Here is a 16523-nt window from a genome sequence, read left to right as displayed (position 1 = left end):
ATGACAGGATTGAATACCCTAATGACAGGATTATGGCAATCTGAAGTTAACATCCGTTTTGAGCTTGGTACTCGGATGGAGTTACCCCAAACTCTTCTTTGAAACGTTTAGAGAAATATTTGGGATTATTGAAACCTACTGCATAGGCTACTTCCGATATGTTCATTTGATGGCTAAGCAGCATCATGCAGGCCCGTTTCATTTTTATGTTATGGATAAAATCCAATGGAGTTAGTCCGGTCATTGATTTAATCTTCCGGTATAAAGTCGATTTGGACATATTCATGTTCGACGAAAGTTGTTCCAGATCAAACTCCGGTTCTTCCAGGTGCTGCTCAATACTATCGATGATGGATTGCAGGAATTGTTTATCGACCGACTGATAGTTTAAACCTTCCAGATTGATGTTTTCTTCTTTCCGGAAAGCTGTCTGACGCATCTTATAAGATTTCAACAGGTTATCTACACGGGCAAAGAGCACTTTCGATTCGAATGGTTTGGCAATGTACCCATCGGCTCCGGCTTCGTAGCTTGCTACACGGTCGTCGATACCTTTTTTTGCTGTAAGTATGATAACAGGAATATGATTAAAACGCAGGTCAGCTTTTATCCGATTGCACAGTTCCCATCCGTTCATATCAGGCATCATGACATCGCAGATGGCTACATCTACGGCCGTGTTGTTCAACATATCCCATGCTTGCCGGCCATTGGTGGCGGTCACTACATTGTACTTATCCTTGAATACCCCTTTCATGACATATAACAGTTCGGTGTTATCATCAACCAAAAGAATGGTAGAGCGTTCGGTATCGTTAGAGAATATACCATCCGGTTCTTCGGCTACCATTTCATCCAGACGCTCTTGGACAGTGTAAGCATCTTTGTCGACAGGTAATACTACAGTAAAACAGGTGCCTTTATTCGGAATGCTTTTAACGGCTATGGTTCCGTGATGTAGGGTAACCAAGTCTTTTGTCAGGGAAAGCCCGATTCCGTTGGATTCTATTCCTTTGTTTTTCCGGTTATTGTAAAACCGGGTAAAGATATGTTCAATTTCTTTAGGTGAAATACCAATTCCATCGTCCTCCACTTTAATAACAAGAACATTCCCGTCGTCTTTCTGTTCAAGCTGGGCAATGACTCTGATTTGCTTGTTTTGCGGAGTGTATTTTATGGCGTTAGAAAGCAGGTTGTACAGGATTTTATCTAGTTTATCAAAATCAATGTATCCATATAGTTCGCAAACATCCACACTGACTTGCAAGTCTATATCCTTCTTTTGGGCAAGTGGCAAAAAGTTTGTTTGACAAATATCAATAATAAAGTCTTTGATATTTCCATAAGATACGTTTAACGCCATCCTTCCCATATCCATCTTCCTGAAGTCCAGTATCTGTTGAATTAACCGTTTCAGCTTATCAACATTCGACTTCAATATCATAGTCTGTTTATTACTGGACTCATCTGTTGCTTCAATATAGTCGGTAGCGGTAGAAATTACGGTAAGTGGTGTAAGTAGCTCGTGCGAAACATTCGTAAAGTAATCAAGTTTTGTACGGTTCAACTCTTCCCTGAACCTGATGCTGTTCTTTCTTTTGATGCGTTGTGAGTAGGTTCGCAATATCAAATAAATGCACAAGGCAACAAGCACAACATAGAAAAGGTAAGCATACCAGGTTTCATAAAAGGCTGGGTATTGCTCGATGGTCAGTAATACTTCGTCGTCTGTCCATTTACCATATTCATACTCCGACTTCAACCAAAAGCGATATGTGCCTTTAGGAATCCGGTTGTAAAAAGCCACATGTTTATTGTAATCGAGGTATACCCAATCGTTATCTACGCCTTCCAGCATATAAGCGATTCGGGATTTGGGGTTCAAGGTATAGCGCAGGGAGGAGAAAGATATTTCGATATTCCTGTCGCCGGGTTTAAGATAGACCCGGTTGATGGTGTTTGGTTGTTTATCATCCGTATAAGGTTCGGTAAAGAAGATACTTTTGTTGTCTACTTTCACATCAGTAACCACAGGTTGATAATACTTTCCATCGGACGAGGACGCAGCACCAGATTGGATATGGATGAATCCGCCGTGCCCACCAACATACAGTCCTCCCTCTCCATCTGTTTCTACAGCTTTGTGTCTAAATACATTAACCAATATATTTCCGTCCGAAGTGGAATAGTTGCGTACGGTTTTTCTGTCCATGTCATATTGAATGATACGTTTATTGGTAACAATCCACACACTGTTTTTATCTGCCAGCAAACTCAATACGGAGCAATCTTCTATATCATCTTCGAGGGACATACTTTCGAATGTCTGCTTTTCTTTATCCGATTTGTAGATGTGTCCCAATGAGGTTATCATCCAGATGCATCCTTCTGCGTCAATACAGGCGTGGCTTATGGCTTCCTGTTCTTGTAGCATTGGGGCATGAGTTTTAACTCTGGAGGTTATAACGCCAGTCGAGCAATCCAGACTATATATGTTCCGGTTGGAAGATGCACCCCATACATTTCCACTGTCATCTACTGCCAAACGGAACATCGGAAGTTCCTCGGTGGCAACAATCCATTTTCCGCCATCAACTGGTTTAACCAAAAGGTGAGTCGAGGTTAACACCCACAGGTTTCCCTGATGGTCTTCAATGAGTTGGCTCACGTTTCCCGGGTGGGAGACAATCGTATTCAGATAGACATCTTCTTCTATATGTATCTTCATGTTTTGCTGGGTGAGCCGCATTACACGCGAATTATTCCTATCACTGGCCCATATTCCTTTCTTCAAAATAGACTTTTCCATAACGAGTGTTTCCAGTGGACTGGAATAATTCTGTATATCATTATAAGAGAAGGTGTTTTGAGACATATCATACAGACACAGACCATAGCGATCCTGACTTATCCACATGATATTTCCCTCGCCGCATAAGTTCAGAAGGTTGGCATCCCAGCCCAATCGTTCTTTTAGTTGAGGCAATGGATAATTATCAATCTTCGAATCATCGAAGAAGATGGTGTATGCCATATCGTAAGAGCTAAGCCACAGGTTTCCATCCCTGTCTTTGAATATACGGGTGTACATCATATGGGTATCTACCAAATCGTGAATGTCTACCTGCTCCAGTATACCATCTGCTGTGAGTTTGAGTGCATATAGCTCATTGTAAGAAAGCATCCAAAAGTAGCCAAATGTATCATCCTGTGTTATGCTATAGATTAGCGATTCGCTTTGTCCAGTTCGAGAATTTATGATATGATGTTTTCTATAACATTGTTCTCCTGTCTCCTCCGGAAAGAACTGCCAGAGTCCATCTCCCCAGGTGCCAAGCCAGTAGTTACCTGATTGGTCCTGAAACATAACAAAAACAGTGTTATTCCCAAGTCCAGGATAAGCAACGAAGGAATCGGTCAACGCATCATACCGGAGCGGACCACTATCATAGGCCATAACCCAGAGCTGATTGTTTTTATCAACATAGATTGAGTTTATAACCAACAGGTTTTCGGGATTCTGTTGATTAGTTAGGGGATATGTTTTTATGATTTGTGCTTCCGGAGTACACTTATACAGCTTCCCGTCGGTGGCTACCCAGGTATAGTTACCACCATCAACAATTATGCCATTGATGTTTTTATCCAGAAGTATGGGGTCAGGAAAAGGATGTATTTTACAGGTTTCTTTATCAAACAGGTTAATGCCTCGTTGGGTTCCAATCCAAACGTATGGCCCATTGTCGGATATGCATATAATGGAGTTGTTTGTTAATAAAGCAGGCGATTTGTAATCAGACCGGAAGAATTGTAATTTATATCCATCGTATCTGGCCAATCCGTTTGTTGTGCTAATCCAGAGATAGCCTTCTTTGTCCTGACCAACATCCCAGATTTCGTTGGAGGAGAGTTCATGAAAGAAGGGCATCTGCCGGGCTACAATATGCTGTGCACAAAGGGGAATATAGAATGAAGATAAAAGTAAAATTATCAAGAAGTGTTTCATAATATTAAAAATCAATAACCCTTAAAATACCAAATATACGTTGTTGCCATTGGTATTTCGGTAGTGCAAATAACACTACCGTAATCGGCTTCCTCAGATACGTTGGTGTTGGCATAAGCATTCCAACCTTTTTGGAATGATGCTTGGTGAACATACGACCCATACGTTCCCGATAAAGTGTAAGTCTGGTTGGAATAGTGGTAATAGATCCACGATTTACCTACAATTGTGCCTTCCTGTGGCCAGTCTGTAAGGCATAATACACCTACTGGTTCATCGTTGTTATAAGCAACAATGTCCAGAAGTCTTGCTACTTTGGCTTTGGGATTGTTGGTTTCAGCACGCCAGTGACCGGCATAATCACTTGCATTATCGCGTACAACTTTCTGGAGCTGACTATCGGGCAACGGATCGGGAAGCGAAAGAACGAACTTCCCATCGGAATAAGTCGACTCAATAACATCAATTATCTCCCAGTCGGCACCCGTGATTTCCACCTTTAATTTGTTGATAGTAACGTTATTGGGTATACCAACAATATCGGCAATCGTTATTTCGTTGTTAGATAAATATACATGGGGTAGCGACAATGGCGTATACTCTTCATCATCGTTTTCACAGGCCATAACATACACAGTAATTACTACAAGAAGAGGTAGGAGGGTTAGCGATTTTAGCTTTGTCATAATAGGTTTCAATTGATAGTAGTGTACAAATTTAGATATAATTTCCCGTTGATTACACTTAAATTCCTTATTTTTGCAGTTTTAATAACCAATCGTAAACCTCTATGCCACTTAATTTACCCGATAAACTGCCGGCAATTGAACTTCTTAAAGAAGAAAACATCTTTGTGATAGACGCATCGCGTGCTACCCAACAGGATATTCGTCCGCTTAAGATTGTGATTCTCAATCTGATGCCATTAAAAATAACAACAGAAACAGATCTGATCCGTTTATTGTCTAACACCCCGTTGCAGTTAGAGATAACCTTTATGAAGATAAAAAGCCATACATCAAAGAATACACCCATTGAACACATGCAGGCTTTTTACACCGACTTCGATCAGATAAAAAAACAAAAATACGATGGTATGATTATAACCGGTGCCCCAGTTGAACAGATGGACTTTGAAGAGGTTACTTATTGGGCCGAGATGCAGGAAATCTTTGATTGGAGCCGTACACATGTAACCTCAACACTCTACATCTGTTGGGCAGCACAGGCTGGACTGTATCATCACTATGGCATACCTAAATATCCTTTAGAAAAGAAAATGTTCGGTATATTTGAACATACCATGACCAACGCTTTGATTCCTATTTTCCGGGGGTTCGACGATGTATTTTATGTACCCCATAGCCGGCATACCGAAGTTCGCAAAGAAGATATTCTTAAAAATAAAGAACTTACTTTGTTGTCGGACTCAACAGATTCGGGCGTATATATGGTTATGGCCCGTGGTGGACGCGAGTTCTTTGTTACCGGCCATTCCGAATATTCGCCCAATACATTGGATACGGAATATCGTCGCGATCTGATTAAAGGACTCCCCATAGAAATTCCATTGAACTATTATAAAGATAACGATCCCGATAAAGGACCATTGGTGCGCTGGAGGGCTCATGCTAATCTCCTGTTCTCTAACTGGTTGAATTATTACGTTTATCAGGAAACCCCATATAATATTGAAGATATACGATGAAGTCTATCCGGAAGATTGAACTTCTTGCACCTGCTAAAAACCTGGAAGGTGGAATGGCAGCCATTGACCACGGTGCCGATGCGGTATATATAGGTGCACCCCGGTTTGGTGCCCGTGCTGCTGCTGGTAATTCGTTAGAAGATATTGCCAATCTGGTAACTTATGCACATACCTTTCGTGCCCGGGTGTATGTAGCCCTTAACACCATTCTTTATGAACATGAGTTAGAAGATGCCGAAAAAATAATCTGGCAACTCTACCAGATAGGTGTTGATGCACTGATTATTCAGGATATGGGCATAACAAAGCTAAATCTTCCACCCATACCTTTGCATGCCAGCACCCAAACAGATAACCGTACACCCGAGAAAGTAAAGTTTCTGGCCGATGCCGGATTCAGGCGAGTGATACTGGCACGCGAACTGTCCATAGAACAAATATCTGCCATTCGCGATGCTGCAAATGTTGAGTTAGAGGCTTTTGTACATGGAGCATTGTGTGTTAGTTACAGCGGACAATGTTATGTTAGCCAGGCCTGTTACGGACGAAGTGCTAACCGTGGCGAATGTGCCCAGTTCTGTCGCCTTGCATTTACAATGACCGATGCCGAGGGGAAAGTGATTGCCCAAAACAAACACCTTCTTTCGTTGAAAGACCTGAACCGAAGCGATGAACTGGAAGCATTACTCAATGCCGGAGTAACTTCTTTTAAAATAGAAGGCCGTTTAAAAGATATTAGCTATGTAAAGAATGTTACCGCAGTGTACCGGCAAAAACTGGATGCGATATTGAAACGCAGACCGGAATTTATCCGTTCATCTTCGGGGAAATCGCAATATACTTTTAAACCTCAATTGGATAAAAGTTTCAGCAGAGGCTTTACCAATTACTTTCTTCATGGGCGCACCCCTGATATACACTCCTTCGATACGCCCAAATCGCTTGGGGAAGAAATGGGGCGTGTAAAAGAAGTGCGCAAAGGATGCCTCACCGTTGCCGGAATAAAATCGTTCAATAACGGCGATGGTGTTTGTTTTATAGATCATGCCGGTAAGCTTCAGGGATTCCGGGTGAATAGGGTAGACGGTAATAAACTCTATCCGCAAACCATGCCCATTATCAGTAAAGGGGTATTGTTATACCGCAATCAGGATCAGGAATTCGAAAAAATACTTAGTCGCCCATCTGCCGAAAGAAAGATTGCTGTTTCGGCGTTACTTGCCGAAAACAACTTTGGCTTTTCTCTGTCGTTAACCGACGAAGACGACAACAGCATCACCGTTGTTTTACCCAAAGAAAAGGAAATAGCCCGTACCCCACAAGCCGAAAACATTCGTACACAGTTAGCCAAGCTGGGCAATACCCCATTCGATGCTAAGCGTACTGATATAGATTTTTCGGCTAACTGGTTTATTCCGGCATCTGCCTTGGCCGACCTCAGGCGCCAAGCTGTAGAAAAGCTACTCTCTGCCCGTAAAACAACATACAAGCAAGAAGTTGCACCTAATAAACCATCGGCACATCCTTACCCACAAACCTCATTAACTTATTTAGGGAATGTTTCGAATACACTGGCAACCAAGTTTTATGCCAGTCACAATGTAAACCAGGTAGCTTCTGCATTTGAGTTGAGTAATCCTGCAAATGCTGTTTTAATGTTTACCAAACATTGTTTGCGTTACAGTATGGGCTGGTGCCCTGTACATCAGCAAGGAAAGTCGCCTTACAAAGAACCTTATTATCTGCAATCTACCGACGGTAAGAAATTCCGTTTGGAGTTTGATTGCAGAAATTGCGAAATGAAACTTCTTGCCGAATGAAACATTTGCTGATAATCTTCGGTTGCCTGTATTTGTTGTTCTCTTGCGATATTCCACAAGCAAGAACCGACGACGATGAAATCAGTGAACTTCTACCTGTAAATACAAACTTTGAGCTTCTTGCCGATACATTTCTGCTGGAACAGGAATTCGGCACAGAATCAAACGTTGAGTTACATAAAGGAGATCAGGTGGTGGTGGCCGAATTTTCAAAGCTTACCACTGAGGATGCTGAGTTTACTATGATTAAAGTAGCAAACAGTCAGGAAAAGCAGGGATGGGTAGTACACAGCATGCTACTGGACGATTTTGTTCCTGTAGACAGTATCTCTCAGATTATACATTTTATGAGTAACCGCTATCTGATTTATTCTGTTATTTCCATTGCTTTTTTATTTTTACTTCTATTAATTGTTCCGGCCATCAAAAAGAGAATACCTTTTATAGTACTGAATGATATAGATAGCCTATACCCCTTACTGTTTTGCTTATTAGTGTCTATATGTGCAGTAGCCTATCAATCTATACAGCTATTCACCCCAACCAATTGGTTGTATTATTATTTTAACCCTTCTCTTTCTCCCTCGGGGCAGCCTTTACTCTTAAGCCTTTTCTTAATATCGTTGTGGCTGATACTGATTGTGTTAATTGCAGTAATAGATGTTGCATTTAAACATTTATCTTCGGCTCAGGCTTTTATTTATTTATCAGGAATTATTTTTGCTGGTATTTGTTGCTATGCGTTTTTTATCCTTACCACATCTCTTTATATCGGTTATCTCTTTATTACAGCTTTTATTTGCTATTTCATGTATCGACTGTTCAAAGATTTGCATTACAACTTTCGTTGTGGAAATTGTGGACAGAAAATGAAAGCAAGGGGAGAATGTCCTCACTGTGGTGGTGTGAATAAGTAGATTGAAAAATGCAGTTCATTTGCACCCCAAATGCAGTTCATTTACACCTCAAATGCAGTTCATTTAGCATGCAAATGCAGTTCATTTTGGGTGCAAATGCAGTTCATTTTGGTGCAAATCAGAATAAAAAGGAGGTAAAGTGAGGTAGAGGAGGTAAAGTAGTTGAGTAGTGTGATGCCGCATGGAATTCCTCTCCCTAGAGGGGAGAGGTGCCCTTTAGGGCGGAGAGGGGGGACTCAAAGGTTGCGGTATGTTTTCACTTCCCGCCCCGGCCTAAAGGCCACCCCGCCCCTCAAGGGCGGGGAATTCCATGCGGCATCGCCTACTTTACCTCCTCTACCTCACTTTACCTCACTTTTAGTTCAATTTAGCCTCAAACCGAACCAAACAAGTATGAATAAAGAAAACTATTCGTATATTTACAGAAACTTTCAATAACTATTAAAGTCAACAAACGAACATTTACAAATTAAAGCTTTTAAAAGCAAACAAATATCTAAAGTTGTAACAAACCACATTATTTAAAACAAAAACACGTAAAATTTATTTTTAGAGTATATTATTGATACCTTTGTGTGGTATTAGTAATCTCACTACATACAGCAGGAATCATGAAAATTGCTAGAATCCTTTTATTATTAATGGGGACTATATTAATAGTCGCCTCTTGTAGTAAGACTCAAACTACTATTTTTGATAGAGCACAATCTTTTATGGATACTAATCCGGATTCGGCTTTGTTTGTATTGAAAAATGAAATTGATAAGCAAAAACTATCGGAAAGCGAACATGCTTTGTGGTGCCTACTAACCACTAAAGCAATGGATAAAGGCCACATAAAACATATCTCTGACACGTTGATTAGTATAGCCCGGAAGTACTATGAAAAACAGGATGATAAAGACTTGTTGATGGAAACATATTACTACCTGGGAAGAGTGCACCATGACATGAAGAACCTTTTGTGGGCACAAGAATATTATCTTAAAGCTTTAGCTACAGGAAAAGACTCCCGGAATTATACTATCCTGTCTAGGATATGCTACAATATTAGTTATCTCTATCTTTACCAGAAAGCGCACGAAGAAGCATTACGGTTTCAAAAGAAGTCGTTATACTATGCAAGCGAAAACGACTCAACAGCAAAAGCTTATTCTTTACGTGATATAGCACGTAGCTTTAGTGTGAAATATAATTTGGATAGTGCCCTGTATTATTATGACGAAGCTTTTAAATATGCCGATGATGCTAATAAATTCCATATATACAATGAATTAGGAATTGTACATAGGCAAAAAGAAGATTATAAAACGTCTTATTATTATATTCAAAAAGCGCTTGAGCTAACTCCCGAGGATGAAAATGAACAACATAAAGCATTATACTCAAACTTGGGTTATACATATCTGGGACTCAATAAAACAGATAGTGCATTTATTTGCCTGCAAAATGCAGTTCAAAGCAACAATCTTTCAACTAAAGGCAATGCTACATATTATTTATACAAACTGTTCAAACAAAAAGGAGATATAAAGAAAGCATTGTTATATCTGGAAGAAACAAAACTGTTATTCGATTCAATAAATAAAAAGAATCGTTTAGACGCAATACAACGAATGCAGGTGCTTCATGATTACCATGAGGCTAAAACAAGAATAGCAACATTAGAAACAAAAAATGCCATCGGCGAAAGTAACCTGTACAGGGCATGGATTATTGCCATTGCTTGTACCATTTTACTGGTTGCCATTTCCTTTGCATTCTTTCATTTCATGAAATCGGTCAAGAAAAGAAAAAATGAGTTCCATACAAATATCGAACAAAACATAACACGTATAAAAGAACTGGAAAAGCTTATTGTTGAAAGCCAAAATGAAATCACTCATATAAAAATAGAAAATGAAAAGTTGAAGGATCAACAGAAAAAACAAGAAACTGCAACTGATGATTTAAAGGCATCGGGCATCTATCAAAAAATACACTTGGCGGCCCGTGATATAAAGAACAATAAAAAGACAAACATAAACATAACATTAGAAGATAAAAAAGCATTAATCACTACAATAGAAGAAATATATCCCGAATTCTCTTCTCGTATAATACAACGATATCCATCCATCAATGATGAAGAATTGTATTTATGCTATTTGTATAAAGCAGATATAAAATCGCCCTCGATATTATCTCATTTTTTACACATTTCTTCGAATGCTGTAATCAACAGAAGAAGCCGTTTAGGTGGAAAACTATTCAATAAACAGGGAGACAAGGAAAAGTTCAATCAATTTATTGGATCTTTATAATTCATATCTCGCTGGTAGCAAAGCAATTAACTTTGTGTGTTTTTTGTGTGTTTTATTTTCGACCTAATTCAAAAGTATTATCTACTTTAGCAAACTAAATACGCTGAAATTATGAAGAATTTTGTTACTAAATTTGTTGTTTTAGTCTTTGCTCTTTTTGTTTCTTTGCATATTCATGCTGCTCATGAAAACGAAGTGCCTTTACATGGAGACTGGACCGAAGAAGGTGGATTGCGCTCATTAAAACCGGGCAAACCACAAGTACTTTTAGGAGACTATCTGGAGGTTTATTGCAAAGAACCCATTGCTGATAACATTGTTATCACAATAGTAGACGCTACCGGAAATGAAGTTTACCAAAACTCTGTTTCATCACCTTACCCTAATTATTCCTTAGTAATACCAACTACTGGATGCTCTGGAGAATATACAATAACTATAAAATCTCGTAAATACGGAACATTAACTGGTATATTCATTATTGAATAATTTGGTTTTTCTAAATCACGATAATCTTCCGAAAGCTCTATAATCCTGAGAGTTTTCCGGAAGATTATTTTTTTCTCATCTCGTTCAGCATCCGAACACATACTCCTATCAAAAGAATACCTGTTAAAGCAATCACAGTCCATAAGAAAAGAGGCTTTTCAAAAAAAGACTTTTCTTTGGGTTCGGGATCGAGGTGGAGCATAACAGGTACCGAAACATAAATTAGATCACTGGTTTTTACAATGGGCAAAAAAGAGGCGATTTCATCGGTAAAACCATGAATATCGTAATGCTTATATGCTTCGCCGTTGGTTTTAATCCTGTAGTTTTTACCTGCTTCCAGATAAGCGCATAAGTAACAGTTAAAGGTGAATAGTTTTATGCTATCTATTTGTAGCGGCAAATTGTTTTCGTTTTCAATGACAATACTAAATCCTTTATCGATCAAAATATTATTAAAGAGGAAACTGCTTTCTTTACGCGAAGTCAGTGAAAAATGTGCCAGTGTAACATCATCGTTTGTTATTTGGGCATTGCGTTTATAATGCTCTTTATTCTTTATATACAGTTGTATCTTCGACAAGTAATAAGGATTATACGCATCCGGAAAAGATAAGATAGTGCTATGCGATTTTTTGTCTTCTTTCACATTGAAATTTCCTAGGTTTATCTCCGTAAATTGTTCGGAAGTTTTGTTTTTCCCAACGGAGATGGAAGTACGTACAAAATAAGGAATTTCGTTGTTGTCCTCGTCTGTTATCAGCAATGTACGGAAGCCTAGTCCGGTAATTTCCGGACTTACTTCTATGTGATGATAACCAGTTTCGGTAACCAAGTCTACCTTTTCCTGCCAATAGCTTTGCGCAAACATACTACAGGCAACACCTAGAAATAACAGAAAACCGCTTATCCGTTTCGTTGCATTATTCTTTATCCGTTTCGTGTTCATCTTTATCATCTTTAATCAGTATCTTAATTTTCTGTATCAGGAACGATACCAGCAAGAGGATGACTCCTAAAGCTACAAACGAAATGATGCGTCCGGTTTGAGACATCAACCAGATATCCCAGATATAGAATTTCAGAATAATAAATGCAAAGAAGGCTAGCGAGATTTTACGGAGCAACACCTCTTTAATCCGAAGTCCCCACAGCATCAGGAACATAGCCAACACTCCCCACAGAATAGGATAACCAAAGGAGTGTACATCGTGCAATAATTCGCTGTAGTTTTCGCGCGTAGCGCCCAGTTGAACAACTGTGTTGCTAAACTCTACACTCAGAAAAGCTACCGAAGCAATTACAAGCAGCCAACTACAAAAAACAAACGACTCTTGAGGTAAAAGCCTGAAATTCTTTATCAGCAAATAAACAATGTAGATTAATCCCGGTAATGCTATGTAATGGGTCAGGAACAGGGCGGTGTTATAGTCTTGTTCGAAAATTGAACCTCGTGCCTGAACAACAAAGGGAAGTATGAGGGCTACATATAACATAACAAATCCCCACATGGCATATACTACCCGTACTTCTGTTTCCACGAATTTCTTGTAAATAAAACCAAGTACGGCAACATAAATGGTGGTGTATGCACCAAGAATCATTACATCGAAGCCATTTATATACAAGTTGCAGTTGGCAAGTTGATATTGTATCTCGAAAAAAGGAACCAGATAGGTTATAGCTACAATGCCCACACTTAAGGTCTTTGAGATAAAACTGGTATCTGGGTTATCTGTTTTACGAAGCAGGAAACGGCATGCAACAAACGCAGCAATAACTACAATTCCGGTAATGAACATGCGGTTAAACACAACCGGTAATTCCGCATAGTTAAAGTAGTTGTTATGTATGTCCATAAAGTACGATATAAGGGTTAACACCCCAATAAGTACAAAACCTTTATAGAATACATGTATGCCCGATTTGAGCCATAGCCACAGTAGTATAACCATTTCGGCAGCCCAGAACATGGTAATAATGTGTCCGTTAAGTTGTACTGGGATGGCCAGTGATACAAAACTCAGTACAATAGCCACAATCAGGAAAATAAGTTTCCTGTCTACATTGGTACGCTTAAACAGCCACCACATAACAATTGCATTCATTACAGCCATTGAAATGGTGATAAGTCCTTCTATTTTGTATTCGGCACTTCTAACTACAGTAATACATGCCGCAAACAGAGACAGGTTGTTGGCTAATATCACAAAAGCCTGAAAAGGAGTAATGTTTTTCCCCGACAAGAAATGATCGAACAGTGCCAACAAATAGAACTGCACAAAGAACAGAACAGCAAAAATAATTGCTCCGGCATATTGATTGTTAAAACTTAGAGTCAGCCATACCCAGTAGAAAGCCATTGTGCAGATAAAACTTACTATTCCTATAATACTCCACTTCCGGCGCATGGATATAAATAGCATTCCGGTATTAAGAATAAGCAAGAACGAAAACAATACAACAAAATTACCCTCTCCTGTACTAATCATTAAAGGCGAGGCGTATCCGCCCAAAAGCGAAAACAATGCCAGTTCTTTCCGGTTATATAATAAGGAAAGGATTACAGAGAAGATAGTGATAATTATCAGTATGGCAAATGCTACAGTCTGGTTAAACAACTCATACTCTCTGAATGCCAGGGTTATGGTGATGTAGAATATGGAAATACCGCCTCCTACCAGTATGGCAGAGAACAGATTGTACTTCTTGCGTAGTTTGTGTGCAATGGCAACAATTGCACCTCCGGCAAAAACACCAATGGCTACACGGCCTACTTCGTTCACCCAGTCTTTGTCTATGGCATATTTTACAAAGAAAGCAATTCCAAGCACCAGCGTAACAATACCAATTTTGCTCAGCAGGTTTTCGAAAGTGAAAGATATTTTGCTTTGGCGTTGCTGTTTCGCTGGTTCGGGAGTAAATGCAGCAACAGCAGGAGTTTCTGTCTCAATAACAGGCTCCGGTTCGGCTATGGGCTCGGGTTCTTTCTCTATCTCTATTACAACTTCTGGTATTACTGCTTCTTCTGGTATAACCACTTCCGGCATAACCGGCTCGGGTTGAGCAACAGGTTTGGTTTCGACTACAGGAGGTTCGGGTACTGTTTTTTCCTGAACAATTTCGGTATCGCCCACAGGAGGTACTTGCCCCTGTTGTTGCTTTATTGTTTTTTCTAAATCCGTAATTTTACGCTCTATGGAAGATATACGTACCAGAATGATAACAGGAAGTACAATAAGTGCCAGTAGGAATAAAAAAGAAATTCCGAGCAATGAATCCATAATTAGTATTGTTGATTAGTTACTTTACTCATTCATATAATAAAAATGATTAAACCTTGCCGGCTCATTCTCAGCACCAGCATGAATTAATCCCGGACGTGCAACCCTGTCCCAACGTACAAGATAACTCATATTCATAGTAGATGATAATTGCACTTTTTGCCATTGTTTACCATCTTCGCTCCAAAAGAAATTGCATTTGGTACCTTTGTTTACCTGTATTTTCAGGTAAGGCAGTTCTGTTGGTAAAATATCGGTAAACAAGAGTTGCTCTTCTCCATCTTTTATAGCTTTCACTACCAGTTTGTTATCCATTGCACCAAAAGCCAGGTAGTTTTGCACATCGCCATACATTGTTAATCCTTTCAAACTGTTATTGCTGTTTGTTACTTTGGTTTGATATGTGTAATAGGGCGAAGTAGGACGGATACATAGGGCTGTTCCGTTATTATTATCTTTAGGTACACCCGAGAGAATCAGTTCGCCATTTCCTACCTTCGTATTAATTGTAGAATATGGATAATTCCATGTCCACTTAACCGACAGTTTATCGGCATTAAAATTATCGCGGAAGTTGTTCACTGGTTTTTGCTTTGTGTTCTCAAAAGGCATTGGCTGAATTAGTTGTACAGTATTACCATCCTTAAAATGTATCCAGTTATCATTGCCTTTGTAAAGTTCCTGAAGCATTACCTGCCGACCGCCATAAAAACCTTCGTTGGTAAGATAAGCGTGGTATAAGTAGTACATTCTCCCATCTGGTGTAGTTGTTACTGTTCCATGTCCGCAGGAAAGAACACCTAACCCGTCGCCATGCAGAATTGGGTTTCCGGCATACTTCTCGTAAGGGCCTTGCAGGTTTTTAGAGCGAGCACAATAAACCTGATAATCGCTACCCGGGCCACAGCAACCCCCTATAGAATATAGTATATAATAGTAGTCGCCAAGTTTAATCCAATGCTGTCCTTCCATGCCAATGTTTTCATCATCAACAAGCAAAGAGAAAGGTTCGCCATCTAGTTTTAAACCATCTTTGGACAAACGACAGCCTAATAACTCAATTGGGCGTTTGTCTAATCCGTAAGCCTTCCAACTGATGTAGAGTTCGCCATTATCTTCCAGAATGAAAGCATCAATAGCTTCGGTTCCCCATGCAAGCATCTGGCCATGATCGGTAAAGGGCTTTTGCGGATCGTCGGTAGTTGCTACTCCGATGTACGAAACGCCCTCCTTGTTTCGTGCTGTATAATATGCATAAAGTTTGTTTTTATGATAAAACAGTTCGGGAGCCCAGAACGATGACAAAGTCCACTCTGGTTGGGTGTCGAAAATGTGCCCGGTTTGCGTCCAGTTAATCAGGTCGGTAGATACATACATGGGATAGAATGGTGCCCACTCTGACGATGTTCCGGCGGCATAGTATTTATCATCTATCCGAATAATGCAAGGGTCGGCCATATCCTCCGGAATAACCGGGTTATGATAGGTTCTTAACTGAGCATGAACAGGGATAAGGTAAAAGCAGAAAAATAGGAATAATAAAGTTACTTGTTTCATGGTACTATTTGTATATGTGGTTTTGTGTACAAATGTACATGATAAATTTCATTTTTCACACAAACGTGTATTTTCTTGCCTATTGTTTTTCCCAATAGCGTATCATATGGTGGTTTTGGGCGAATCATACCGCAATTTTAAATAATATACTTTATTTTTGCCAGAATAACTTAGGAATTAGAAAATGAACATAGAAGAAATTAAAAAAGAGGCATTGGAATTTAAGGCTCAAAATATAACAGAGTTGAGTGATAAAGTATTTGAGTTGAAAAACAAAGGGGTTTCCTTTTTGGGTTGTGTGGCATTTGTACAGACAAACCAGCAATTATCACTTGCTGAAGCACGAAAAATGACGCTTGGTTTGGAGTGTTGGAGTAGCGAAGATAAAGCAAGAATAGACTGTTCTTATAGATTAATGCTAAGTGAGTTTGAAGAATGA

At 39.5% G+C, this 16523-nt stretch carries 11 protein-coding genes; 6 read left to right on the top strand and 5 right to left on the bottom strand.

Translation table 11 applies throughout. The features are described 5' to 3' along the window. Positions 1-46: 46 nt before the first annotated feature. Together D0T85_RS03560 and D0T85_RS03555 are read right to left on the bottom strand one after the other, a co-directional pair. Positions 47-4006 carry a hybrid sensor histidine kinase/response regulator transcription factor gene (locus D0T85_RS03560; RefSeq protein ID WP_163210318.1) on the bottom strand — a complete coding sequence of 1320 codons (3960 nt, stop codon included), beginning with the start codon at positions 4004-4006 and terminating at the stop codon, positions 47-49. A gap of 11 nt (positions 4007-4017) precedes the next feature. Further along, a complete protein-coding gene (locus D0T85_RS03555) occupies positions 4018-4692 on the bottom strand; it encodes a hypothetical protein (RefSeq protein ID WP_163210316.1) in 675 nt (224 codons plus the stop codon). Between the two features lie 104 nt (positions 4693-4796). Between D0T85_RS03555 and metA the strand changes: the two genes are divergently transcribed. The 5 genes from metA (at position 4797) to D0T85_RS03530 (ending at position 11243) form a co-directional block, all read left to right on the top strand. After that, positions 4797-5714: a homoserine O-succinyltransferase gene (gene metA / locus D0T85_RS03550; RefSeq protein WP_163210314.1), complete on the top strand. Its 918-nt coding sequence runs from the start codon at positions 4797-4799 to the stop codon at positions 5712-5714. Beyond that, a complete protein-coding gene (locus tag D0T85_RS03545; RefSeq protein ID WP_163210312.1) occupies positions 5711-7534 on the top strand; it encodes a U32 family peptidase in 1824 nt (607 codons plus the stop codon). Before metA ends, D0T85_RS03545 begins: the two co-directional genes overlap by 4 nt. Then, positions 7531-8451 carry a hypothetical protein gene (locus D0T85_RS03540; protein WP_163210310.1) on the top strand — a complete coding sequence of 307 codons (921 nt, stop codon included), beginning with the start codon at positions 7531-7533 and terminating at the stop codon, positions 8449-8451. Before D0T85_RS03545 ends, D0T85_RS03540 begins: the two co-directional genes overlap by 4 nt. A 611-nt stretch (positions 8452-9062) precedes the next feature. Next, a complete protein-coding gene (locus tag D0T85_RS03535; protein WP_163210308.1) occupies positions 9063-10754 on the top strand; it encodes a tetratricopeptide repeat protein in 1692 nt (563 codons plus the stop codon). Between the two features lie 111 nt (positions 10755-10865). Further along, complete coding sequence (locus D0T85_RS03530) at positions 10866-11243, top strand: DUF3244 domain-containing protein (RefSeq protein ID WP_163210307.1); 378 nt, start codon at positions 10866-10868, stop codon at positions 11241-11243. Positions 11244-11307: 64 nt separating this feature from the next. Here the strand turns inward: D0T85_RS03530 and D0T85_RS03525 are convergent, their stop codons facing one another. The 3 genes from D0T85_RS03525 to D0T85_RS03515 are packed head-to-tail and all read right to left on the bottom strand — an operon-like array spanning position 11308 to position 16084. Continuing rightward, positions 11308-12192 carry a hypothetical protein gene (locus D0T85_RS03525; RefSeq protein ID WP_163210305.1) on the bottom strand — a complete coding sequence of 295 codons (885 nt, stop codon included), beginning with the start codon at positions 12190-12192 and terminating at the stop codon, positions 11308-11310. After that, positions 12167-14527, bottom strand: coding sequence for a DUF2339 domain-containing protein (locus tag D0T85_RS03520; protein WP_163210303.1), 2361 nt, complete (start codon positions 14525-14527; stop codon positions 12167-12169). The genes D0T85_RS03525 and D0T85_RS03520 overlap by 26 nt, the downstream gene beginning before the upstream one ends. Before the next feature lie 24 nt (positions 14528-14551). Next, the gene (locus tag D0T85_RS03515) at positions 14552-16084 is read right to left on the bottom strand and encodes a family 43 glycosylhydrolase (protein WP_163210301.1); all 1533 of its coding nucleotides are present in this window, start codon (positions 16082-16084) and stop codon (positions 14552-14554) included. Positions 16085-16268: 184 nt separating this feature from the next. On the opposite strand from D0T85_RS03515, the gene D0T85_RS03510 reads away from it, so the two are divergent. After that, positions 16269-16523: a hypothetical protein gene (locus D0T85_RS03510; RefSeq protein ID WP_163210299.1), complete on the top strand. Its 255-nt coding sequence runs from the start codon at positions 16269-16271 to the stop codon at positions 16521-16523.

The sequence above is a fragment of the Bacteroides sp. 519 genome, from assembly GCF_010500955.1.
In the GTDB taxonomy this organism is placed as follows: domain Bacteria; phylum Bacteroidota; class Bacteroidia; order Bacteroidales; family Bacteroidaceae; genus Bacteroides.
Note: the sequence above shows the minus strand (reverse complement) of the source record. Positions and strands in the feature narration are given on the sequence as shown.

Excerpts from the sequence above, each read along its gene's own strand:
- D0T85_RS03545 (WP_163210312.1), top strand. The coding sequence starts at position 5,711 with ATGAAGTCTATCCGGAAGATTGAACTTCTTGCACCTGCTAAAAACCTG.
- D0T85_RS03520 (WP_163210303.1), bottom strand. The coding sequence starts at position 14,527 with ATGGATTCATTGCTCGGAATTTCTTTTTTATTCCTACTGGCACTTATT.
- D0T85_RS03560 (WP_163210318.1), bottom strand. The coding sequence starts at position 4,006 with ATGAAACACTTCTTGATAATTTTACTTTTATCTTCATTCTATATTCCC.
- D0T85_RS03540 (WP_163210310.1), top strand. The coding sequence starts at position 7,531 with ATGAAACATTTGCTGATAATCTTCGGTTGCCTGTATTTGTTGTTCTCT.
- D0T85_RS03555 (WP_163210316.1), bottom strand. The coding sequence starts at position 4,692 with ATGACAAAGCTAAAATCGCTAACCCTCCTACCTCTTCTTGTAGTAATT.
- D0T85_RS03515 (WP_163210301.1), bottom strand. The coding sequence starts at position 16,084 with ATGAAACAAGTAACTTTATTATTCCTATTTTTCTGCTTTTACCTTATC.
- D0T85_RS03525 (WP_163210305.1), bottom strand. The coding sequence starts at position 12,192 with ATGAACACGAAACGGATAAAGAATAATGCAACGAAACGGATAAGCGGT.
- D0T85_RS03530 (WP_163210307.1), top strand. The coding sequence starts at position 10,866 with ATGAAGAATTTTGTTACTAAATTTGTTGTTTTAGTCTTTGCTCTTTTT.
- D0T85_RS03510 (WP_163210299.1), top strand. The coding sequence starts at position 16,269 with ATGAACATAGAAGAAATTAAAAAAGAGGCATTGGAATTTAAGGCTCAA.
- metA (WP_163210314.1), top strand. The coding sequence starts at position 4,797 with ATGCCACTTAATTTACCCGATAAACTGCCGGCAATTGAACTTCTTAAA.
- D0T85_RS03535 (WP_163210308.1), top strand. The coding sequence starts at position 9,063 with ATGAAAATTGCTAGAATCCTTTTATTATTAATGGGGACTATATTAATA.